Source organism: Acidovorax sp. JHL-3 (assembly GCF_000526295.1).
Taxonomy (GTDB): domain Bacteria; phylum Pseudomonadota; class Gammaproteobacteria; order Burkholderiales; family Burkholderiaceae_C; genus Acidovorax; species Acidovorax defluvii.
Map to the genome: position 1 here is coordinate 3,054,676 of NZ_JAFU01000001.1, position 21,177 is coordinate 3,075,852.

General features: G+C 64.3%; 21 protein-coding genes. 11 read left to right on the forward strand and 10 right to left on the reverse strand.

Going from position 1 to position 21,177, the window contains the following annotated elements; genetic code table 11:
• Positions 1 to 323 precede the first annotated feature (323 nt).
• The 3 genes from proV to proX all read left to right on the forward strand — a co-directional run bounded on the left by proV (position 324) and on the right by proX (position 3,919).
• A complete protein-coding gene (proV, locus tag K226_RS0114220) occupies positions 324 to 1,580 on the forward strand; it encodes a glycine betaine/L-proline ABC transporter ATP-binding protein ProV (protein ID WP_024815458.1) in 1,257 nt (418 codons plus the stop codon).
• Complete coding sequence (gene proW / locus K226_RS0114225) at positions 1,577 to 2,839, forward strand: glycine betaine/L-proline ABC transporter permease ProW (protein ID WP_024815459.1); 1,263 nt, start codon at positions 1,577 to 1,579, stop codon at positions 2,837 to 2,839. The genes proV and proW overlap by 4 nt, the downstream gene beginning before the upstream one ends.
• Before the next feature lie 63 nt (positions 2,840 to 2,902).
• Positions 2,903 to 3,919 carry a glycine betaine/L-proline ABC transporter substrate-binding protein ProX gene (gene proX, locus K226_RS0114230; protein WP_024815460.1) on the forward strand — a complete coding sequence of 339 codons (1,017 nt, stop codon included), beginning with the start codon at positions 2,903 to 2,905 and terminating at the stop codon, positions 3,917 to 3,919.
• 129 nt (positions 3,920 to 4,048) lie between these two features.
• Here proX and fumC read toward each other — a convergent pair whose 3' ends face one another.
• The gene (gene fumC / locus K226_RS0114235) at positions 4,049 to 5,455 is read right to left on the reverse strand and encodes a class II fumarate hydratase (protein WP_024815461.1); all 1,407 of its coding nucleotides are present in this window, start codon (positions 5,453 to 5,455) and stop codon (positions 4,049 to 4,051) included.
• 217 nt (positions 5,456 to 5,672) lie between these two features.
• On the opposite strand from fumC, the gene K226_RS0114240 reads away from it, so the two are divergent.
• Together K226_RS0114240 and murI are read left to right on the forward strand one after the other, a co-directional pair.
• A complete protein-coding gene (locus K226_RS0114240; protein WP_024815462.1) occupies positions 5,673 to 7,241 on the forward strand; it encodes a fumarate hydratase in 1,569 nt (522 codons plus the stop codon).
• A gap of 101 nt (positions 7,242 to 7,342) precedes the next feature.
• Entirely contained in the window at positions 7,343 to 8,203 is an 861-nt protein-coding gene (gene murI, locus K226_RS0114245; protein WP_024815463.1) for a glutamate racemase, read from the forward strand.
• A gap of 62 nt (positions 8,204 to 8,265) precedes the next feature.
• Here the strand turns inward: murI and K226_RS0114250 are convergent, their stop codons facing one another.
• Together K226_RS0114250 and K226_RS0114255 are read right to left on the reverse strand one after the other, a co-directional pair.
• Positions 8,266 to 8,784, reverse strand: a complete 519-nt coding sequence (locus K226_RS0114250) for a M48 family metallopeptidase (protein WP_024815464.1) — start codon at positions 8,782 to 8,784, stop codon at positions 8,266 to 8,268.
• Between the two features lie 73 nt (positions 8,785 to 8,857).
• Positions 8,858 to 9,493 carry a DUF6806 family protein gene (locus tag K226_RS0114255; protein WP_024815465.1) on the reverse strand — a complete coding sequence of 212 codons (636 nt, stop codon included), beginning with the start codon at positions 9,491 to 9,493 and terminating at the stop codon, positions 8,858 to 8,860.
• A gap of 250 nt (positions 9,494 to 9,743) precedes the next feature.
• Between K226_RS0114255 and K226_RS0114260 the strand changes: the two genes are divergently transcribed.
• From K226_RS0114260 to K226_RS0114270, 3 genes are read left to right on the forward strand one after another with little or no spacing between them, the layout of a single operon-like run.
• Positions 9,744 to 11,081, forward strand: a complete 1,338-nt coding sequence (locus tag K226_RS0114260; protein WP_024815466.1) for a site-specific integrase — start codon at positions 9,744 to 9,746, stop codon at positions 11,079 to 11,081.
• A gap of 51 nt (positions 11,082 to 11,132) precedes the next feature.
• On the forward strand, positions 11,133 to 11,456 hold the full coding sequence (locus K226_RS0114265; protein WP_024815467.1) for a type II toxin-antitoxin system RelE/ParE family toxin: 324 nt from the start codon (positions 11,133 to 11,135) through the stop codon (positions 11,454 to 11,456).
• On the forward strand, positions 11,453 to 11,794 hold the full coding sequence (locus tag K226_RS0114270) for an addiction module antidote protein (RefSeq protein WP_024815468.1): 342 nt from the start codon (positions 11,453 to 11,455) through the stop codon (positions 11,792 to 11,794). The genes K226_RS0114265 and K226_RS0114270 overlap by 4 nt, the downstream gene beginning before the upstream one ends.
• A 44-nt stretch (positions 11,795 to 11,838) precedes the next feature.
• On the opposite strand, the gene K226_RS19570 is transcribed toward K226_RS0114270, so the two are convergent.
• Positions 11,839 to 12,024: an abortive infection family protein gene (locus K226_RS19570; protein WP_081739385.1), complete on the reverse strand. Its 186-nt coding sequence runs from the start codon at positions 12,022 to 12,024 to the stop codon at positions 11,839 to 11,841.
• Between the two features lie 1,061 nt (positions 12,025 to 13,085).
• Between K226_RS19570 and K226_RS0114275 the strand changes: the two genes are divergently transcribed.
• The 3 genes from K226_RS0114275 to K226_RS0114285 all read left to right on the forward strand — a co-directional run bounded on the left by K226_RS0114275 (position 13,086) and on the right by K226_RS0114285 (position 16,327).
• Positions 13,086 to 13,913: a DUF932 domain-containing protein gene (locus K226_RS0114275; protein ID WP_024815469.1), complete on the forward strand. Its 828-nt coding sequence runs from the start codon at positions 13,086 to 13,088 to the stop codon at positions 13,911 to 13,913.
• A 68-nt stretch (positions 13,914 to 13,981) separates the two neighbouring features.
• Entirely contained in the window at positions 13,982 to 16,054 is a 2,073-nt protein-coding gene (locus K226_RS0114280; protein WP_024815470.1) for a ParB/RepB/Spo0J family partition protein, read from the forward strand.
• 63 nt (positions 16,055 to 16,117) lie between these two features.
• Positions 16,118 to 16,327: a hypothetical protein gene (locus K226_RS0114285; RefSeq protein WP_024815471.1), complete on the forward strand. Its 210-nt coding sequence runs from the start codon at positions 16,118 to 16,120 to the stop codon at positions 16,325 to 16,327.
• 688 nt (positions 16,328 to 17,015) lie between these two features.
• Here the strand turns inward: K226_RS0114285 and K226_RS0114290 are convergent.
• The 6 genes from K226_RS0114290 to K226_RS0114315 all read right to left on the reverse strand — a co-directional run bounded on the left by K226_RS0114290 (position 17,016) and on the right by K226_RS0114315 (position 21,125).
• Complete coding sequence (locus K226_RS0114290; protein WP_024815472.1) at positions 17,016 to 17,897, reverse strand: sterol desaturase family protein; 882 nt, start codon at positions 17,895 to 17,897, stop codon at positions 17,016 to 17,018.
• A 64-nt stretch (positions 17,898 to 17,961) separates the two neighbouring features.
• Entirely contained in the window at positions 17,962 to 18,699 is a 738-nt protein-coding gene (locus K226_RS0114295; protein WP_024815473.1) for a helix-turn-helix transcriptional regulator, read from the reverse strand.
• Positions 18,696 to 19,169 carry a Cd(II)/Pb(II)-responsive transcriptional regulator gene (gene cadR / locus K226_RS0114300; protein ID WP_024815474.1) on the reverse strand — a complete coding sequence of 158 codons (474 nt, stop codon included), beginning with the start codon at positions 19,167 to 19,169 and terminating at the stop codon, positions 18,696 to 18,698. Before cadR ends, K226_RS0114295 begins: the two co-directional genes overlap by 4 nt.
• 95 nt (positions 19,170 to 19,264) lie before the next feature.
• Complete coding sequence (locus tag K226_RS0114305) at positions 19,265 to 19,828, reverse strand: MAPEG family protein (protein ID WP_024815475.1); 564 nt, start codon at positions 19,826 to 19,828, stop codon at positions 19,265 to 19,267.
• 116 nt (positions 19,829 to 19,944) lie between these two features.
• Positions 19,945 to 20,550: a TlpA disulfide reductase family protein gene (locus K226_RS0114310; RefSeq protein WP_024815476.1), complete on the reverse strand. Its 606-nt coding sequence runs from the start codon at positions 20,548 to 20,550 to the stop codon at positions 19,945 to 19,947.
• The gene (locus tag K226_RS0114315) at positions 20,550 to 21,125 is read right to left on the reverse strand and encodes an SCO family protein (protein ID WP_081739426.1); all 576 of its coding nucleotides are present in this window, start codon (positions 21,123 to 21,125) and stop codon (positions 20,550 to 20,552) included. Before K226_RS0114315 ends, K226_RS0114310 begins: the two co-directional genes overlap by 1 nt.
• Positions 21,126 to 21,177 lie beyond the last annotated feature (52 nt).

Below are 21,177 nucleotides of genomic sequence, written 5' to 3' on the forward strand. Positions count from 1 at the left end.
TTCCTGGTGTGGCCTTCGCGGTCGCTCCAGCCCGTCAAAGTTTGTCCCTGATGCCCCGCCGCCGTGCCTTTGCCCGGTGGCAGCCGTGGTCCCAGCGTCCTCCCCCGGGTCCGCTGCCGGAACACACCTCTGGCCCTTGCGCACCACCTTGCGTGCCATTCGGGCCAAGCTGGCACGGCCAGTGCCTATCCATTTCGTGCCCTCCCGTGTGCTGATCTCAGCCAGGGTTGGCCGCCGCATCAGGGCCTCACAAGGGCTTCGAACCTGTCCGCCAATGGCGGGCGGGCTGTGTTCCACCCATTCAACGAGGGAGATCCACCAGCGTGGCAAAAAAAATCACCATCGACCATGTGTTCAAAATCTTCGGCGATGCGCCGCAGCAGGCACTGGAGCTTGTCCGCCAGGGTTGCAGCAAGCACGAGATTCTGGAGCGTACCGGCAACTCGATCGGCGTATTCGACGCCACTTTCACCATTGAGGCGGGTGAAATCTTTGTGGTCATGGGCTTGTCCGGTTCTGGCAAATCCACGCTGGTACGCCTGCTCAACCTGTTGATCGAGCCCTCGGCCGGCCGCATTCTGGTGGACGGCACCGACATCAGCAGCCTGACCAGTGGGCAATTGCGCGCACTGCGGCGCAAGGACATCAGCATGGTGTTCCAGTCTTTCGCGCTGATGCCGCACATGAATGTGCTCGACAACACCGCCCTGGGGCTGGAGTTGGCGGGCGTGGGCCGGGCCGAGCGCCAGGCGCAGGCAGCGCAGGCACTGGAGCAGGTGGGCCTGGCCAGCTGGGGCGCGAGCTATCCCGACGAGCTGTCGGGCGGCATGCAGCAGCGCGTGGGCCTGGCGCGCGCGCTGGCGTCCGATCCGTCCATCCTGCTCATGGACGAGGCCTTCTCGGCACTCGACCCCATCATCCGCACCGAAATGCAAAGCGAGTTGCTGCGCCTGCAGCAGGTCCGGCGGCGCACCATCGTCTTCATCTCGCACGACCTGGACGAGGCCATGCGCATCGGTGACCGCATCGCCATCATGAAGGACGGCCAGGTGGTGCAGGTGGGTACGCCCGACGATATTTTGCGCAACCCCGCCAACGACTACGTGCGCAACTTCGTGCGGGGCGTGGATGCTGCTGCCGTGTTCAAGGCGGGCGATATTGCGCGCAAGCGCTTCACCGTGGTATCCGAGCACAGCGACCGGGGCTCGCGCGCCGCACTCAAGCAGCTCGAAGAGCAGGACGGTGACTTTGCCTACGTGATTAGTCCCACGCAGCGCTACCTGGGCACCGTGTCGGCCGATTCGCTGCGCACCGCACTCGAGGGCCATGTGGGGCCAAGGGGTTTGCAACACGCCTTTTTGCCCAATGTGGAGCCCATCGCCGCCGACATGGCGGTGGCCGACCTGTTTGGCCAGGTGGCGCAGGCGCCCTGCGCACTGCCGGTGCTGGGGCCGCAAGGCGAATTTCAGGGCGCCATCAGCAAAACCACGTTGCTAAAGTTTCTGGACCGCGACACCCCGCCGGTTCCGCCCTCGGCACCGCCTGAGGAAACCATCGCCCAAGAAAGGAGCTTCGCATGACCGATGCACTGCACACGCCCGCGGCAACCGCGCTGCCACCGCCCGCCGATACCGCCCCCTGGGCCACAGCGGGAGATTCCGGCGCAGCCGTCACGCCCTGGGATCTGCCTGCCGCAGCGTCGGATGCGCCCTCTACGGCAGCAACCACCGACAACGCCGACCCATGGGGCGCAGCCCCGGCCGGCAGTGACGCCACCGACAGCAACGGCAGCTGGCTGGATGCCCCGGAACAGGCCGCAACCACGTCTTTGGACAGCACCGATGCCGCGTCCCGTGGCTGGCACATCCAGCAACTGTGGGATGGCTCTTTGCCCATCGAATCGTGGATCAACGAGGGACTGGGCTGGGTGGTGGAGAACTTTCGCCCCTTCTTCCAGACGGTGCGCGCGCCGATTGACGGCACGCTGACCTGGGTGGAAGGCCTGCTCACCGGCGTACCCACGCTGGCCATGGTGGCGCTGCTGGGTCTGCTGGCGTGGCAGTTTGCCGGCCGCGCCGTGGCCTTGGTCGCCGTGGCCTCGCTGCTGGTGGTGGCCATGCTGGGCATCTGGTCCGAGGCCATGGTGACGCTGTCGCTGGTGCTGACCTCGCTGGCATTTTGTATCGTGATCGGTCTGCCGCTGGGCATTGTGCTTGCAGCCAGCGACCGCGCCCAGCGCTGGATGCGCCCGTTTCTGGATGCGATGCAGACCACACCCGCCTTTGTTTACCTTGTGCCGGTGGTCATGCTGTTTGGCATTGGCAACGTGCCGGGGGTGATTGTCACCATCGTGTTTGCGCTGCCGCCGCTGGTGCGCCTGACCAACCTGGGGTTGCGCCAGGTGCGCCCCGACCTGATCGAAGCCGCGCGTGCTTATGGCGCTTCACCCTGGCAGTTGCTGGTCAAGGTGCAGCTTCCGCTGGCAATGCCTTCCATCATGGCGGGCATCAACCAGGCGCTGATGCTGTCGCTGTCGATGGTGGTGATCGCTTCGATGATTGCCGTGGGCGGCCTGGGCCAGATGGTGTTGCGTGGCATTGGCCGCCTGGACATGGGCCTGGCCACCGTGGGCGGTCTGGGCATTGTGCTGCTGGCCGTCACGCTGGACCGCATCACCCAGGCCATGGGCCGGCCGCGCCGGGGCGTGCGCCATTGGTGGCAGACCGGACCGGCCGGTCTGGCGTGGCGCCTGGTGCGCCGCACCGCCACCGCCACCACCACACCCGCAGCGTCGGCGGCACCTGAAGCCCCCGCCGATCTGGCACCGGCCCGCCGCTAGGGCTTGGGCCGCATACCACCATTGATCGAATTTCCCGCACCCTCATTCAAGGAGACCGCAGCCATGTCCAATCAGCCACTTTTCACCCACGGCGCCAAGACCGCCATCGCTGCCAGCTTGCTGGCCCTCGGCCTGGCAGGAGCCGCCCATGCGCAAAACCTGCCCGGCAAGGGCGTGAGCGTGCAGCCCCTCAAGAGCTCGCTTGCCGAAGAGGCCTTCCAGACCCTGCTGGTTGCGCGCGCCCTGGAAAAACTGGGCTACGACGTGCAGCCCATGAAAGACCTGGAGCCCGCTACAGAGCACCTGGCCATTGCCAACGGCGACGCCACCTTCATGGCAACGCACTGGAATCTGCTGCACGCCGATTTCTACAAAAACAGCGGTGGCGACGCCAAGCTCTACCGCAAGGGCGTGTACTCCGACAACGCCGCCCAGGGCTACCTGATCGACAAGAAGACCGCCGAGCGTTACCAGATCACCAACCTCGCCCAGCTCAAAGACCCCCAACTGGCCAAGCTGTTTGATACCGACGGCGACGGCAAGGCCGACCTGACCGGCTGCAACCCTGGCTGGGGCTGCGAGCTGGCCATCGAACGCCACCTCAAAAACTACCAGCTCGGCGGCTCCATCACCCACAAGCAGGGCAGTTATGCCGCGCTGATCGCCGACACCATTGCCCGCTTCAAACAAGGGCAGCCCATCCTTTATTACACCTGGACGCCCTACTGGGTGAGCGCCGTGCTGCGCCCCGGCACCGATGTGGTCTGGCTGGAGGTGCCCGATTCCCCCACGGCCGCAGCGCAGGACGACACCCGTTTGTCCAACGGCAAAAACTACGGGTTCAAGGTGAACCAGCAACACATCATGGCCAACAAGGCCTTTGCCGACCAGAACCCGGCGGCCGCCCGGCTGTTTGAGGTGATGCAGCTGCCCGTGGCCGACATCAACGCCCAGAACCTGCGCATGAGCCGGGGCGAAAACAAGGCCAGCGACATCGCACGCCACACCGACGGCTGGATCAAGGCGCACCAAAAGACGTTTGACAGCTGGATTGCCCAGGCCATTGCCGCGGCAAAATAGCACGCAAATTAATGAAAAAAACAGGCTCTAGCGCAATACCATAAAGCGCTAGCAGCTATGTTTTTTATAGCATTTCAAGTCCCTGCATGACTGCTGGCGTGCAGCACCACGGGCGCTGGCGGGTGTCGGCTATCGGCCCACCATGTCTTGCGGCACCACCCAGGCGTCAAACTGCTGGGCCGAGACATGGCCCGAGGCAATGGCCGCATCGCGCAGGCTGCTGCCTTCGGTGTGGGCCTTTTTGGCAATCTGCGCGGCCTTGTCGTAGCCGATGTGCGGGTTCAGCGCCGTCACCAGCATCAGTGAGCGCTCCACCAGCTCGGCCATGCGGGCGCGGTGCGGCTCGATCCCCTGGGCGCAATGGTGGTTGAAACTGGCCATGCCGTCGGCCAGCAGGCGCACGCTTTGCAAAAAATTGTGGATCACCAGGGGGCGGAACACATTCAGCTCGAAGTTGCCCGAAGCACCGCCGATGTTGATGGCCACATCGTTGCCCATCACCTGCGCGCACAGCATGGTCAGTGCCTCGCACTGCGTGGGGTTCACCTTGCCCGGCATGATGGACGAGCCCGGCTCGTTCTCGGGAATCGTGATTTCGCCCAGCCCGCTGCGCGGCCCGCTGGCCAGCCAGCGCACGTCGTTGGCGATCTTCATCAGGCTGGCCGCCAGGGTTTTGAGCGCACCGTGGCCATGCACCAGCGCATCACAGCTGGCCAGGGCCTCGAACTTGTTGGGCGCGGTGATCAAGGGCAGCCCCGTCAGGTCGGCCAGTTCGCGCGCCACCGCCGCGGCATAACCGGCGGGCGCATTGAGCCCCGTTCCCACGGCAGTGCCGCCCAGCGCCAGCTCGCACAGGTGCGGCAGTGCCGCACGCACATGCTGCTCGCCATGCTTGAGCTGCGCCACCCAGCCCGATATTTCCTGCCCCAGTGTGAGCGGTGTGGCGTCTTGCAGATGGGTGCGGCCAATCTTGACGATGTCTTCAAAGGCTGTGGCCTTGTCCGCCAACGTGGTGCGCAGTTGCTGCAAGGCAGGCAGCAGCCGGTGCGTCAGCGCCTCCACCGCGGCCAGGTGCATAGCGGTGGGAAAGACATCGTTGCTCGACTGGCTCTTGTTCACATCGTCGTTGGGGTGCACCAGGCGCCCCTCGCCGCGCGGTCCGCCCAGCAGCTCGCTGGCGCGGTTGGCCAGCACCTCGTTCATGTTCATGTTGGTCTGGGTGCCCGAGCCGGTCTGCCATACCACCAGCGGAAACTCCTGCAAATGGCCGCCTTCAATCACCTCGTCGGCCGCCGCCACAATGGCCGTGGTCGTGGCGGCATTCAGCAGTTCCAGCGCATTGTTCACATAGGCGCTGGCGCGCTTGACCTGGGCCAGGGCACGAATCAGCTCCGGCGCCATGCGCTCGCCCGAAATATCAAAATGCTGCAGCGAACGCTGGGTCTGCGCGCCCCACAGGCGCTGGGCGGGCACATCGATGGGACCAAAGCTGTCTTTCTCGGTGCGGACTGCGGTCGGGTCGGGTCGGGATGTCATCACAGTTCTGCCTTGCTGCTCTGCGAGCCAATGGAATGAAGGGATAGAAACACCAGGGCGCAGCATACCCATGCAACGCTGTGCTGCGCTACCCATTGGGGTCGCCGCCGCCGCCTCTTGCGCCAGCCACCGCCCCACCATCGTGCCTGACAGCACCGCGCAAGCCCGCAGGGGGATAATTCAGGGTTCGCGATTTACCCCACTGACCCCACCTGCCATGACCACGACCTCCATTCGCCAAGCAGACCTGATCGAGTCCATCGCCGCCGCGTTGCAGTACATCAGCTACTACCACCCCGCCGACTACATCGCCCACCTGGCCCGCGCCTACGAGCGTGAGCAGAGCCCCGCTGCCAAGGACGCCATTGCGCAGATCCTGACCAACAGCAAGATGAGCGCCACGGGCCAGCGCCCCATCTGCCAGGACACCGGCATCGTCAACGTCTTCCTGAAGGTGGGCATGGACGTGCGCTGGGAAGGCTTTACCGGCAGCCTGGACGACGCCATCAACGAGGGCGTGCGCCGTGGCTACAACCACCCCGACAACACCCTGCGCGCCAGCGTGGTGGCCGACCCCCAGTTCGACCGCAAGAACACCAAGGACAACACGCCTGCCGTGATCTTCACCGAGATCGTCCCTGGTAACACCGTGGACATCACCGTGGCGGCCAAGGGCGGCGGCTCGGAGAACAAATCCAAGATGTACATGCTCAACCCCAGCGACAGCGTGGTGGACTGGGTGCTCAAAACCGTGCCCACCATGGGTGCCGGATGGTGCCCGCCCGGCATGCTGGGCATCGGCATTGGCGGCACGGCGGAAAAAGCCGTGCTCATGGCCAAGGAAAGCCTGATGGACGACCTGGACATGTACGAGCTGCAGGCCAAGGCCGAAGCCGCCAAGACCGGCGGCCCCGCGCTCGATAAGGTCGAAGCCCTGCGCCTCGAACTGTTTGAAAAGGTCAACGCCCTGGGCATTGGCGCCCAAGGCCTGGGCGGCCTGACCACGGTGCTCGACGTCAAGATCAAGATGTACCCCACGCACGCGGCCAGCAAGCCCATTGCCATGATCCCCAACTGCGCCGCCACGCGCCACGCGCACTTTGTGATGGACGGCTCGGGCCCCGTGTACCTCACGCCCCCTAGCCTGGACCTGTGGCCCAACGTGAACTGGACGCCCGACTACAACAAGAGCAAGAAGGTCAACCTCGACACCCTCACCAAGGAAGAAGTGGCCAGCTGGAAGCCCGGCGACACGCTGCTGCTCAACGGCAAGATGCTCACCGGCCGCGATGCCGCACACAAGCGCATTCAGGACATGCTGGCCAAGGGCGAGAAGCTGCCCGTGGACTTTACCAACCGCGTGATCTATTACGTGGGCCCGGTCGACCCCGTGCGTGACGAGGCCGTGGGCCCCGCCGGCCCGACCACCGCCACGCGCATGGACAAGTTCACCGACATGATGCTGGAGCAGACCGGCCTGATTGCCATGATCGGCAAGGCCGAGCGCGGCCCGGTCGCCATCGAGTCCATCAAGAACCACAAGAGCGCTTACCTGATGGCCGTGGGCGGTGCCGCCTACCTGGTCAGCAAGGCCATCAAGACCGCCAAGGTGGTGGGCTTTGAAGACCTGGGCATGGAAGCCATCTACGAATTCGACGTGGTAGACATGCCCGTCACCGTGGCCGTGGACGCGGGCGGCACCAGCGCCCACATCACCGGCCCCGCCGAGTGGCAAAAGCGCATCGCCACAGGCGAATTCAAGGGCATCGAAGTCGCAGCAGCCTGACGCCAACGGGCATGGCGGCGCGCCGATGGCGCGGGGTTGCCTCTGCACACAGCGGGTGAAACCATCCGCCCTGCCCCTGTTTCCTTTACCTGCCTGACACCATGAACCGTGCTGCGCAACCCATCGGCGTTTTCGACAGTGGCATCGGGGGCCTGAGCGTGCTGCAGGCGCTGCGCGCCGAATTGCCCCACGAGCGCTTTGTCTATCTGGCCGACAGCGGCAATGCACCCTATGGCGATGCGCGGGGCGACGCTTTTGTCAGCGCCCGTACGCACGCCATTACCTGTTACCTGCGTGAACAGCACCACATCAAGGCGCTGGTGGTGGCCTGCAACACGGCCACGGCTGCCGCCATCCATGAGGTGCGCAGCAGCCAGCCCGATCTGCCGCTGGTGGGGCTGGAGCCCGCCCTAAAGCCCGCTGCAGCGTTGAGCAAAACCGGGCGCATTGGCGTCATCGGTACGCGCGGCACGCTGACCAGCGAGAAATTTTCCAGGCTGCTGGCGTCGCTGGCCGGACAGGCTGAATTCATTGTCCAGCCCTGCGATGGCCTGGCACGCGCCATCGAGGACAGCACGGCGCGGCCCTTGCCTACCGACCCTTTTGCTACCGAACCCAGAGCACTGTGTGCACGCTACATCGGCGCGATGGGCACATTTGGTACCGAAACGGGCCACATCGACACGCTGGTGCTGGGCTGCACGCACTATGTGTTTGTGGCGGACGAGCTGCGCTCACTCGTTGGCCCGCAGGTGCGGCTGATTGAAACCGGCGAGCCGGTGGCACGGCAAACGCGGCGCCTGCTGCACAAGGATGCGCTGCTCACCCCCGAAGATTCAATAGCCGAGGCGCCCGCCTCCATCCGCTTGCTCACCACCGGCGCACTCGCACCATTGCAGGCGGCCGCAGAACGCTGGCTGCAGCTGCCACCCGACTGCTGCGCCACTGTCTCCATCCCGTAAATACAGATCAAATCAGGCTGTAGCGCTTGCTGGTATAGCGCGAGCAGCTATTTAATTGATAGCTATTCCGGCGCCCACAGACGCTCGCCAGCGTGCTCGAGGTGCGTAAGGTAAAGGCGCACGTCAAACTCGTACTGGTGGTATTGCGGCTCCATGTGCTCGCACAGCTTGTAGAAGGCCTTGTCGTGGTCTTTCTCGCGCAAATGGGCCAGTTCGTGCACCACGATCATGCGCAAAAACTCGTCCGGAACCTGTTTGAACAAGGCCGCAACGCGAATCTCATGCTTGGCCGCCAGGCGGTTGCCCTGCACGCGCGACAACGAGGTATGCAACCCCAGCGCATGGCGCACGACATGGATCTTGCTGTCAAAAACCACCTTGTTCACCGTGCCTGCGTTGCGCAGGTGTCGGGCCTTCAGTTCTGCAGCGTAGTCATACAACGCCTTGTCGCTGCGCACCGCGTGCGGCTGGGGGTATTTGCGCAGCAACACAGGGCCCAGCTGCCCCTCGCCCAGCAGTTGCCGGGCCTGGTCTTGCAGCGACTCGGGGTAGGTGCGCAGGTAAGGCAGATCGGTTTTCATCCAGTCACCGTCAATCGCGCAGCGCAGCAAGCCGGGCCAGGCCGGTGGCGCAGCAACTCAAAAACTCGCGTTTTCAGTGAAGGTGGCGCGGGCGACGTCCGCCACCGTGTCCGCCACCCGAGCCGCCAGGCCCACCCGATCCACGCGGGGGCTTGCCAATTTCCAGCGAATTGACCAGGGCGTCGAAACGCTGGGTGAACAACTTGTCGATCTCGGCCACCACGCCACCGAGCTCGGCGCCATCAAAGTGGCGCTCCATCATGTTCACCACATCCTGCACCAGCAAATCGCGCTGCACCTGCATGATGGCCGCAGGCGTAGGGCCCACGAACAGCATCACAAAATCGTCGCGCGACTCGGTGCCGTCGTCTTCCTCGTCCTCATCGAAATCGGCGTCGTAAAACGTCACCTCGATGGCGGCGCCCAACTCGGCCAGCTCGTTGAGGCTCATGCACATTTCATCGAGCGACTGGCGAAAATCGTCGTCGCCACGCACCGTCCAGCACATCTGCAGCATGTGCTCCTGAGCATCGAACTTGATTCCAGGCTCTTCTTCGTAGGCACTGGCCGCGCCATCGGCCAGCGAGCGGGCACCGGCGTATTTCCACAGGGGTTTGAGCGCCTCCTGGAGCTGTTCAAAGCTGGTATCGGCGCGCAACTGGACCTGTCCGTGGACATGGATTTCAAAGGGAGCGTTGTAACTTGACATGATTGAATCGTAGTGGTGCCCCGAGCCGGGGTCGAACCGGCACGCCCCTTTTCAGGAAAGCGGCGGATTTTAAGCCGAAGAATCGGTACTGCACCGAGGCACTCCGGGCTTGGATCAAGCCCCCCGAGGCAGGTTTTCATAGGGGCATCTTGTCTTGATGATACCCGGGTGCTTGATGCAAATCGACCCGGCTCCCTTTCGCTTGGCTCCTGCCTGGCTCCTGGAAATCGGGCAATTCCAAGGAGCAATCATGGCGAAGATCAAACTGACGAAAACGACGGTCGATACGGCGCAGCCTCAATCCACTGACGTGGAACTGCGCGACACGCTGGTTCCGGGCTTCCTGTGCAAGGTGACCCCCACAGGCCGGAAGGTGTTCATGGTGCAGTATCGCACCAACGCTGGCGAGCGCCGCAAGCCGTCGCTTGGGCTGTTCGGTGAACTGACCGTCGAGCAAGCCCGCACGCTCGCGCAAAACTGGCTGGCCGAAGTTCGCCGTGGCGGCGACCCCGGCGGCCAGAAGGCGGAGGCGCGCAAGGCGCCGACCGTTGCCGAACTGTGTACCCGGTTCATGGAGGACTACTCCAAGACCCGCAACAAGCCGAGCACCCAACGTTCGTACCAGCATCAGATCGACCGCTCGATCATTCCGGCCTTCGGCAACATGAAAGTGGCGGACGTCACCCGCCTGGATGTAACCGCGCTGATGAAGCGCAAGGAGAAGTCGCCCATCCAGGCCAATCGGGTGCTCGGCTGCATTCGCAAGATGTTCAACCTCGCCGAACTGTGGGGCTACCGGCCCGATGGCTCCAATCCCTGCCGGCACGTTCCGAAGTACCCCGAGAAAGGTAAGACGCGCCTGATCACTGACGCGCAGATGGCGCTGTTGTTCGCCTATCTCGAAAAGGCCGACGCCGAAGGACTGGAGCACCCGACGCTGACACTGGCGATCCGGCTGCAGTTCGAGTTCGCTGCCCGCATGTCGGAGATCCTGTTGCTGGAGTGGGACTGGATCGACCTGCCCAACAAGCGCGTGGTCTGGCCGGACAGCAAGACTGGGGACATGTCCAAGCCCATGAGCGAGGAAGCGCACCGGCTCTTGTCAACCGCGGCGCGCTACGAGAATTCTCCCTATGTCTGCCCGTCGATCTTCAATCACAAGAAATCGCTGACCGCGAATTCCTACTATCAGGCATGGCGGCGCGTCCTCAATCGCGCCGGCGTTCCCCATGTCGGAACGCACGGCATCCGCCATCGCGCGGCGACGGACATCGCCAACTCAGGCGTCCCCGTGAAAGTCGGCATGGCACTGACCGCGCACAAGACGGTCACGATGTTCATGCGGTACGTGCACACCGAGGATGATCCCGTTCGCGCAGCTGCCGAGCTGGTGGCGAGCCGGCGCAAAGTCGTGATCGAAACCCGGCCGTCGCCAGCCATCGACGTTCCGCCTCCAGCTCCGATCGCACAGGAGCCCAAGAGCCCGGTCGCGGTCTACAAGCCATTTCGGCATCGCAAGGACGGCACGCGCGCAGTCCCGCCCGGCAGCAAGCGCGCGACCGATGCGTCGGCCGAGCTTGCATCATGAAGGTGGCCACCTTGATGTTTGTGATTTATAAGTTACAATGGAGGCCGCGCCATGATTAAAGTCCGGCGATACCAACGTGTAGATGGTGCGGTGCCGCTGACCGATTGGTTGGCCGATCTGCGGGACGCACGGGCTCGGGCCAAGCTGGAAATCCGTTTCCGGCGGGTGTCCCTGGGCATCTTTGGCGACATCAAGCCGGTCGGCGAAGGTGTCCTGGAACTGCGCGAGGACATCGGCCCCGGCTACCGCGTGTACATCGGCCGGCACGGTGCGGCGCTGGTCATCCTGCTGTGTGGCGGCGACAAGCGCTCGCAGGATGCGGACATTCAACGGGCCAAGGAATACTGGCTGGACTGGAAACGGAGAAATACATGAGCAATCGCAAACATGCCGCCTCGGTCTCCCATAGCGAGGCCACCATTGCCGAGCTGCGTGCCGATCGAGGTTTTGCGGTCGAATACCTGAAATCTGCACTGGAAGAGCTGGACAACCCGGAGCATCGTGCGGTCGGCCTGCTCGCGCTGCGCGACGTGGCCGAGGCCTACGGCGGACTGGCGACGGTTGCTCAGGAAGCAGGCATCACCCGTGAAGCGCTCTACCGGGCGCTGTCGCCGACAGGCAACCCGACGCTCAAGACCTTGCTGGCCGTGCTGCATGCGGTCGGTATGCGCTTGTCCGTTGCACCGGCCGAGCCCATCGTGTCGCACGCCTGAACCACCGGCCTGCCGGCTCATTAGAAATAATGGCCGCAGGTCGTTCAAACGCGCCGCATCGTGCCAAGCCAGCGCTCCATTACGAAAATCACAATGGTGTGCGATGCATGAACCGCCAAGCGCGCTTCTGACACCACGATTTTAGGCGGCTCAATGCCGCGCCCATGTGCCGACCCAATGTGGGTCCGGTAAGCGCCAATGCCATCGACGATGGACGCAAGGCAAGCCAGCTATCACAGCCCATCGACGATCCGCGACGTTTCATCGCTGTTCCCCGTACCTCGTCCTCCAAGCCCCGAGTACCTATTGAAGTGTTTCCAATAATAGTAACAAAAAGATTCTTCGATCCGACGCGCGTCAACACAGTACAGACGGATAAGCCAAGGGAGCCGAACTGTGCGTCCGGCACAGTGCGCCGCCGGGCTCGCGGGCGTTGCCCCGCACCTCGCTCCGAGTTGCGGCCATCCGGCTTTGATCCCTGACGCCTGCGGCCCTGGCGGGCCTGCGCGCTGCGCTTGCCTACCCATACCTTTGTTGGAGGTGGGTAGGCGGTCTTGCTGTTCCCTTCACCGTATCACGGCGTTCTCGCCGTCAAGGGCTGCGCGCTTCGCTTGCCTCCAGGGGAAAGCCCTGCGGGCTATCCCCGCCGCGCGATGCTTGGCGCCCCTCGATGCCGCCGAACCGGCTGCGCCGGCTCGGCCAGGAATCCGCAGCCGCAAAGGCCGTGGAGCCAGCTTCCCAATGCCTGGAACATGGTGTCTATCCTGGGCGTGGTGTCCATCGAGCCTTGAAGTCTGGGCGTCCCCGGCCAAGAAACATGGCCGATCGCGCTGTCGTGCTTCGCATCGAGCCACCTTCGGCGTCTCGCCCCTGTCGGGCTTCCATCGTTCCCTCGCGCTGCTCGGCTGACGCCTGCGGCCCGGCTTCCAGCTTCGGGCCTGCGCGCTTCGCTTGCCGAGCGGTCGGCGGTGGAACGGGCCGTTGCCTGTCCAGCCATCTTTCCTGACTCCATCACCTTGCTCGCGACTGTAGCCCGCGGTCGTGTGCCGTCAAGGCGCGCAGGGCCGTGTCCTCGGCTGCGCCTGCGGGCCGCACCAACCCTGCGCTTGCCTCCTTGACGGCACACGACCGCGGGCTCCCTTTCGTCGCGGGCGATGAACTCAGGAAAGACGGTGGCAACGAGGCCAACCGGGTTCTTCGTGCCGACCGCACCAAACAGCCGAAAGGCTGGGCTCCGAATCTAGGAATCCGGTGTGCGGCTTCTTCAACAACCAACTTTGTCAGGAGAAAGATCATGCTTGCAACCCGTTTCGCTTCCCATTCCCCCGCGCTGCGCAGCGACTACCCGCTGTCGGATGACCAGATTCGCAGCGTGGCCCCGTCCATCTTCGCGGACGCCCCGCACCAAAGCCGCTCCGAGCGGTACAGCTACATCCCCACGGCCGCCGTGCTGACCGAGCTTCGCAAGGAAGGCTTCCAGCCCTTCATGGTGACGCAAACCCGCGTGCGCGATGAAGGCAAGCGCGAGCACACCAAACACATGCTGCGTCTGCGCCACGCCAGCCAGATCAACGGTGCGGAGGCTAACGAAATCGTGCTGCTGAACTCGCACGATGGCACCAGCAGCTATCAGATGCTGGCCGGAATGTTCCGTTTCGTGTGCAGCAATGGGCTGGTGTGCGGTGACACCGTGGCCGATGTGCGCGTGCCCCACAAAGGCAACGTGGCCGGGCACGTCATAGCAGGCGCTTACGAGGTGTTGAGCGGCTTCGAGCGGGTGAAGGAATCCCGCAATCTCATGCGCGGCATCACCTTGGACGATGGCGAATCCGAAGTGTTCGCCCGTGCTGCGCTGGCTTTGAAGTACAACGACCCGAACAAGCCTGCGCCTATCACCGAATCTCAGATTCTGATGCCGCGCCGCTTCGAGGATCGCCGCCCCGATTTGTGGTCCGTCTTTAACCGCACCCAAGAAAACCTCGCGAAGGGCGGATTGTCTGGCCGCGCCGCCAATGGCCGCAGGCAGCAGACCCGGCCCGTGCAGGGCATCGATTCCGACATTCGCCTGAACCGCGCCCTGTGGCTGCTGGCCGATGGCATGCGCGCCCTCAAAGCCTGACCCGTTCCCCCGCCGGAGGGGCGGTTTCCCCTCCATTCCCTGTCTGTTTCATTTGATTGGAGTCCATCATGAACGCCGTTACCCATGCCGAAACCAGCGCCGTCAATACCGCATCCACTACCGCCGTCAACATGCTGCAAGCCGCCGACCCGAGCAAGAACATGATTCTGGTTCCGCTGTCGCAGCTGGTGCTGCGCCCCACGGGCCGCAACGTGCGCAAGACCCCGCGCATGTCCATTCCCGAACTGGCCGCGAGCATCCAGCGCGTGGGCCTGCTGCAAAACCTCATCGTGATTCCCGCTGCCGATGGCGAGCATTACGAAGTGGTGGCCGGTGGCCGCAGGCTGGCCGCGTTGAAGCTGCTGGCGAAGAAGCACCGCCTCGCCAAGGATTGGGAGGTGCCTTGCCTGCTGGTGGCCGATGGTACGGCCCGCACGGCCAGCCTCACCGAGAACGTGCAGCGCGAAGCCATGCACCCGGCAGACCAGTTTGAAGCCTTCGCGGCGCTGGTGGCCGAAGGCCGGCCCATCGAAGACATTGCAGCGGATTTTTCCGTCACGCCGCTGGTGGTGCAGCGGCGCTTGAAGCTGGCGAATGTTTCGCCACGCTTGATGGCCGACTACCGGGCCGATGCCGTCACGCTCGACCAACTCATGGCGCTTTCCATCACTGACGATCATGCTTCGCAAGACGCCGCGTTCTACGATGCGCCGCAGTGGCAGCGCAGTCCGTCTGCGCTGCGCGAACGCCTCACCGAACGCGAGACTGATGCTTACAGGCATCCGCTGGTGCGATTCGTCGGGCTGGATACCTACGAAGCCGCAGGCGGCGGGATTCGCTGCGACCTGTTCGCGGAAGGCGATGCGGGGGTGTACCTCAACGATGCGGCCTTGCTGGAACGGCTAGCGCGAGACAAGCTGGCGTGCATCGCCGCCGAGGTGACGGCCGAAGGATGGGCATGGGTGGATGCAGCACCCGCCGCCACGTATGCCGACCTCCAAGCCTTCCAGCGTGCCCCGAGGGAGCGCCGCGAACCGGGCAAGCGCGATGCCCTGCGCATCGAGAAGCTGCAAGCCAAGATGCGGGAGGTAGCCGAAGCCCTCGATACCGCGATGGAAGCCGAGGACGAGGACAAGGCCGAAGCCTTGCAGGAGGAAGGCGAAGTCCTGGGCGAGCAATTGCAGGCGCTGGAAGATGGCTTGCAGGGGTACGCCCCGAGCGTGAAGGCCGCAGCCGGGGCCATCGTCACCATTGACCGCAACGGCGAAGCCGTGATTCATCGCGGGCTGCTGCGCGAGGCCGAGGCCAAGGCACTGCGCACGCTGGAAAGGCTGCGCCAAGGGTTCAGCGGCGAGGATGCCGAGAGCGACGACGAAGGCGACACGGCAGACGAAGCGCAAGCCCCCGCCATGTCCGACCGGTTGGCGCAGCGCTTGAGCGCGCACCGCACCGCCGCGCTGCAAATCGAAGTCGCCCGGCATCCCCAAGCCGCGCTGGCCGCTGTGGTGCATGGCATGGTGCAAACCGTCCTGCAGGGCAGCCACTACGGGCACGACCTGCCGCTGGGCGTGCGCCTCACGGTGCAAGATCGGCTGGAAGGCATGGCCCCGGACTGGCCGGAATCGCCTGCCGCCGTGGCGCTGCGCGAATTGCAGCAGGCATGGGGCGGCAAGCTGCCCGAGGGCAGCGCCGAACTGTTCGCCGCGCTGCTGGTGATGGAGCAAGGCGAACTGGTGAAGCTGCTGGCCGTGTGCGTGGCTTCCACGGTGGACGTGGTGACGCCGCGTGCCACGCCGCACCAGCCCGGTGCGAAACTGGCGCAGGCCGTGGGCCTCGACATGGCCGCATGGTGGCAGCCGAGCGCAGAAGGCTACTTCAAGCATGTTTCCAAGTCCGTGATTCTGGATGCCGTGGGCGCGTTTGCACCGGATTCCGTCAACCGGCTGGCGAAGCTGAAGAAGGCCGATATTGCCAGCGAAGCCGAACGGCTGGCCAATGGCACGGGCTGGATGCCCGCCATCTTCAAGGCCGAAGACACGCAGGAGGATGCACCCGAGGAAGGCCCACAGGATGCACAGCAGGACGACGCGAAAGAAACCGCCACCGTGGCGGATGAACCCGTCGAGGCATTGGCCGCTTGATCTGCGCCGAAGGCAAGCGCCCCGGCTTCGACCGGGGCGCTTGCCTTTCAAGGAGAACCGCTCATGATCCGCACCACAACAACCCGCCCGCGCTTGGCGGCGATCTATGCAACTGGCACGGTGCGCGGCCGCCGCTGGCATGGCGATGGCGACGTGCGCGGCTACCGCCCGCCTTCGGGCTGGACGGCCCACGCCGACCTCACGGACATTCATCCCATCACGGGCCGCACTTTGCCGCGTGCCGTGTGGTGGCTCATCGAGACGAAGGAATAGCCGCGATCAGCACCGGCCCCAGTTCATTCGACCTGGGGCCGGCGGGGTCAAAAAACCGGGCGCGGCAGTGGCCGCGCCCGGTGTTGAAGGCAATCAGCCCCCATCAGAACGCCGCCGTCTTCGCTGTGCTCAGGCGACGGCGTTAACGGCATCGCTGTGGTACGCGATGCCTTCGGGCGCTGGCCGGTTCCAGCACCGGGAACATGCCGCCCCGGGCGGAACGCCATGCGGCATCACACGATGCCGTGTTGCCTCAAAAGCGCCTGCTCGACGGCATTCGACGCGCAGGCGCTTGAGTTCAGGTAGTGGTTTTGGTGAGTTCAAGATAATATAGTCCCCTAAGCTATATTGATTGCTTGCCGCCATGCCCCACACCTCCCGCCAGAAAGACAAACTGATCGCCCGTGTCCGCCGTATCAAGGGGCAGTTGGGGTGATTTCGGTTTCGGTGCAAATCCTAGCGGTTTGAGGCGCGGGAAAACCCTGCCCGCGTTTCAACATCAGAAAGGCGATGTAAAGGGCCCACTGACCGGCCTACTCCGCGCACCGAGATGTTGGAGCAGGAGTTGCGGAGAAAAGTCCGCATGATGCCCGCATCGACTGTTTGGGCTGGATGCCAAGCCCCGACGACCCCTGGCGGCACGGCCGACCGAAGAAGCGCACCGGGACCAACCCGCCACTCCATCGCGTTACTTCTGTGAGGTGACATTGGCAGCAGCCGCGCGCTTGAGCGGATGCAGCAGCTGGCTCCAGTAGTCCCGCGGGTAGTCCTTTTCTCGCAGGCCCACCGCCGCATCGCCCAACTGGTCCCTGCTGTCGAAGTAGGTCCCCAGCGCCCTGTCCCAGATCATGAAGAACTCGCCGAAGTTCACCTGCGCGTCTTCGAAGTCCCGCTTGTGGTGCCAACGATGCGTCTCGGCAACCCCAATCACATGTCGCATGGGTCCCACCCTGTAGTCCAGGTTGGAGTGCTGGAAAGTCAGGTGAACGACCAGAATCGCCAGCCAGGCCGCGACAAGCTCCGAGGGAGTGCCCATCGCGAACAGGACGGTCAATCCGGGCGCCGCCATTAGTGCGGCATGCAAGGGATGCCGCCGCTCGCCGTTGAGCCAGTACAGCCGCTCGGCACTGTGGTGCGGCGCATGCAGGCGCCAAAGCCAGGGCACGGCATGACTGACGCGGTGCACGGCATAGAGACCGATGTCGAACACGGCCGCCACGAGCAGCAGCTGGCTCCACAAGGGCCACTGCACGGGAAACAGGCGCCACTCTGGCGGCACGAAGTCGCCCAGCCTGGCGATCCACATGGCGGTCAGCTGGATGACCGCGAGGTTGACAACGGTGTGGGCGATGTCGGTGTTGGTATCGCCGTGGTCCGCGAGCCAGGCCGCGCGGAAGGGCCGGAATCGCTCCAGGACCGCAACGGCCAGCACGCCGGCAAGCGAGATTGCGGGCACCATGGGCCAATACGCCATGCCGGCATAGGCCGTGTAGACGATGGCCAGGGTCGATCCGCCAAATACCAGCGGATAGCTACCCCAGCGGAGGATTGATTGTGCGAGCTGCTTCATGTCGGTACCTTGGTTCTGGTATGTGCCGACGATAGAGGCGCGCCGGGCTTGCGGCTTGAACGAATCAGTCGATCGCGCCGGAAAGCGCGACTTGTTTCAGCAGGTTTGCCGGGCTGCTCCCCAACATGGCCCGGAACGTCCGGCTCAGATGGGCTGAGTCGGAGAACCCGCCCAGATGGGCTGCCTCGGTGAGACTGCCTCCCGCCGCGAGCTGTCGCAGTGACTCGATCAGGCGCACCCACTTCAGGTAGCTGCGAAGGGGCAGGCCGGTCTGCTCCACGAACCAGTGTGAAAAGCGCTCCGGCGAAACATGAACCATCGCCGCCAGGCTGCGCCTGTCGGTCTCTCCCCTGCAGGCACGAAGTTCCCGCACGACCGCTTCGAGCCGCGTGTCGGCAACACGCGGCGGGTCCGACCGGAAGATGACTTGAACGGTCGTCAGATCGTCTGCGCTCGAGAAGTCCAGCAGCCGCCGCGCCAAGTCGGGATCGAGCGCCAGAGCGGCCTGTTGAGGCCGCAATCGCAGCGCCGTCGCCTCAGGCGCGAGGGCATCCAGGTAAATCGAGAGCACCGCGCCTCCGCTCAGCCTGTGGCGCATCCCGGCCGGAATCACCAGTGCCCGACCTCGCAGGCGACCGGCCGGGGTCTCCACCTCGACGGCCCCTTCCAGGCCCACCGTGATCTGGTGGGCAAGGTGCTGGTGCCAGTCGTGTGCGCCGACGCTTCCACGGAACACGCCTATCCCGGGGGCGATCCAAGCGCGCCCAGCCCAAGCGAGGCCGGCCGGATCGAACGGCTTCAATGCGCTGGCTTTGGGCTACGCGGTCCCTGCGGGGGCCGCCGGTGCCCGACCGAGTGCACCCCTTGGCCCGTGGACTTTCGGACGGTGACTTGCTTCAGGCCATCCAGGATGCCGCACTCGGCCGCCACTCCATCGCATTGCTCTCGAAGCGACTTGAGCTCTTTCTGCAATTCCCTCAGGTCGCGGATGCGCTGTGCCACGTGCTCGATGTGCTCGTCCAGGACCTCGTTGACGGCATGACAGTCCTCCCGGGGCGCGTCCTGGAAGAGCAGCAGAGCGCGGATCTCATCGAGCGTCATGTCGAGGGAGCGGCAGTGCCGGATGAAGGCGAGCCGCTCCAGGTGCTCCCTCCCGTAGAGGCGGTAGTTTCCGTCGCTGCGAGGAGGCTCCTTCAACAGGCCCTCGCGCTCGTAGAAGCGGATGGTTTCCGCCTGCGTCTGAGTTGCTTTCGCGAGTTCGCCGATCTTCATGGGTTGGCCCTTCCAAGCCCGAAGTGTAGCGCCGAACCTTGAAGTCCCTGTAGAGTTTGGCGTCGCCAGTGGCAGCGCCGATAAACCCGGCTTGTTCATCGCAAGACGCGTGCAATCACCGAGCCTGCCGCCACGACGAAGGCCACCACGCTCGGAAGGGCAGTCAGGGCCATGCCGAACGCGCGCGTACCCGCGCCGCCCGGGTATCCCCGCAGGAACGCCACGCGGCCCACGGCGAAGAGAATCACGGATGCGCCAACAAACGGCATTGCTTCGCCTCTCAGCAGCAGAAGGACAGCCAACAGCAAGAGGATGGTGACAGTGGCCTGCTCCAGCGTGTTCTGCAGGAAGGCGGCATACACCGCGATTCGCGGGCTTGGTGGACCATAGGCGGATCCGCGAATGTCCTGCGCGGAAAGCCGCCTGCCACGCGAGACCAAGCCGATGCCGACCATGACCCAAAGGACAATGAAAAGGATGGCACCGGCCCAGAATGTCAATGCGGAATCAAGGTCGTCCGGGAAGTGCAGCACGCGCGGCAGAAACAGGTAGGCAAGCCCGTACATCACTGCACAAACGACTGCCGCGGCGCCACTGCACCGATGTACCATGCGCTGCTCCTGTCGGAGTTCGTCTTCTGTCAATTTGTACGGTGTCATTCCAGCTCCCGCAGTTGAATCCGTCAGCCGATGCGCCCGATCTACAGAAAGACCCGCAGCAGCCCGGGCGGCAATCGCTGAGTTGGCCGCTTACCATTGCGGCGCCATTCGGACCATCACTTGGCCTGCGCGCCCAGCAGCGCCTGCAGAGCCTTGACGATCTGCGGGCTGTCCCATTCCGCCGTTCCGCTCATGCGACCCAGTTCGCGGCCTTGCCGGTCCAGCAATAAGGTTGTGGGCACGCCGCCGGCCTTGAGCGTGAAGATCGCGGCCGCATCCGCGTCCAGGTAGACGGCCAGATGCTTGATTCCCTCCGACGCATAGAAGGATTTGACCCGATCCAATGCCTTGGCGCCTGCGTCCACCGAGAGCGCGACGACCTGAAAGTCGCCACCGCCAAGTTGCGCCTGCAGCCGATCCAACGAAGGCATCTCCTGACGGCACGGAGGGCACCACGTGGCCCAGATATTCAGCAGAACCATCTTGCCCTTGAAGCTTGCGAGATCGACCGGTCGGCCCGTGCCATCCAGTACCCTGAGGTTCGGAAGAGGGACAGGCTGCGCGCGCATGACGAGCGGCAGAGCGCTCGTGCTTGCTCCCCCGGGCGGCCTGTTGGAGTGGAAGTATGCGAACACGCCCAGCCCCGCAGCAGCCGACAGGCCCACCGCAAGGAGCCAGCGCCGGCCGCGTGGGCGTATGGATTCATCAAGCGGCGCGTGCATCACGCGCCATTCAAAAGCAACTTGGCATCGTGGGCCAATGCCTCGGCTCCAGCGCCATACCGCGCATACAAACGCAGTCGGCCCCGCGGGTCATAGACGAAGCTGGCCGCCGTATGGTCCATCGTGTACGAGGTAGGCGACTGCCCCGGATTCTTGCGGATGTGGAGCTTGAATTCTTTTGCCAACTGTTGAAGCTGGCCCGGGTCTGGCCGCAACGCCACGAAGGCGGGATCGAAATTGGCCATGTAGGTCTTTAGCACCGGGAAGGTATCGCGCTCCGGGTCAACGGTCACGAAGATTGCCTTCAGCTTGGCCCCGTCCGAGCCCATCAGCTTCCTGGCCTGCACAACTTCGGTCAATGTGGTCGGGCAGACGTCCGGGCACTGCGTGAAGCCGAAGAACACGACGGCAACTTCGCCGTTGAAGTCCTTGAGGCTGCGTGTCACGCCATTGTGATCGGGCAAAAGGAAGTCGCCCGCATAACCAGCGCCGGTGATGTCGATCAGCTTGAATGGGCTGGCAGTGGGATAGGACCTGGACTGCACAAGAAATACGGTCGGCGCGGCAAGCAGCATGAAGATCCCGAACACCAGCGCGAGGCGCCGGCGCTCCACCTTGGCGTCCTGC

Coding starts and splice junctions, on each gene's coding strand:
- proW (WP_024815459.1), top strand. CDS start 1,577: ATGACCGATGCACTGCACACGCCCGCGGCAACCGCGCTGCCACCGCCC.
- proX (WP_024815460.1), top strand. CDS start 2,903: ATGTCCAATCAGCCACTTTTCACCCACGGCGCCAAGACCGCCATCGCT.
- fumC (WP_024815461.1), bottom strand. CDS start 5,455: ATGACATCCCGACCCGACCCGACCGCAGTCCGCACCGAGAAAGACAGC.
- K226_RS0114240 (WP_024815462.1), top strand. CDS start 5,673: ATGACCACGACCTCCATTCGCCAAGCAGACCTGATCGAGTCCATCGCC.
- murI (WP_024815463.1), top strand. CDS start 7,343: ATGAACCGTGCTGCGCAACCCATCGGCGTTTTCGACAGTGGCATCGGG.
- K226_RS0114250 (WP_024815464.1), bottom strand. CDS start 8,784: ATGAAAACCGATCTGCCTTACCTGCGCACCTACCCCGAGTCGCTGCAA.
- K226_RS0114255 (WP_024815465.1), bottom strand. CDS start 9,493: ATGTCAAGTTACAACGCTCCCTTTGAAATCCATGTCCACGGACAGGTC.
- K226_RS0114260 (WP_024815466.1), top strand. CDS start 9,744: ATGGCGAAGATCAAACTGACGAAAACGACGGTCGATACGGCGCAGCCT.
- K226_RS0114265 (WP_024815467.1), top strand. CDS start 11,133: ATGATTAAAGTCCGGCGATACCAACGTGTAGATGGTGCGGTGCCGCTG.
- K226_RS0114270 (WP_024815468.1), top strand. CDS start 11,453: ATGAGCAATCGCAAACATGCCGCCTCGGTCTCCCATAGCGAGGCCACC.
- K226_RS0114280 (WP_024815470.1), top strand. CDS start 13,982: ATGAACGCCGTTACCCATGCCGAAACCAGCGCCGTCAATACCGCATCC.
- K226_RS0114285 (WP_024815471.1), top strand. CDS start 16,118: ATGATCCGCACCACAACAACCCGCCCGCGCTTGGCGGCGATCTATGCA.
- K226_RS0114290 (WP_024815472.1), bottom strand. CDS start 17,897: ATGAAGCAGCTCGCACAATCAATCCTCCGCTGGGGTAGCTATCCGCTG.
- cadR (WP_024815474.1), bottom strand. CDS start 19,169: ATGAAGATCGGCGAACTCGCGAAAGCAACTCAGACGCAGGCGGAAACC.
- K226_RS0114305 (WP_024815475.1), bottom strand. CDS start 19,828: ATGACACCGTACAAATTGACAGAAGACGAACTCCGACAGGAGCAGCGC.
- K226_RS0114310 (WP_024815476.1), bottom strand. CDS start 20,550: ATGCACGCGCCGCTTGATGAATCCATACGCCCACGCGGCCGGCGCTGG.
- K226_RS0114315 (WP_081739426.1), bottom strand. CDS start 21,125: ATGCTGCTTGCCGCGCCGACCGTATTTCTTGTGCAGTCCAGGTCCTAT.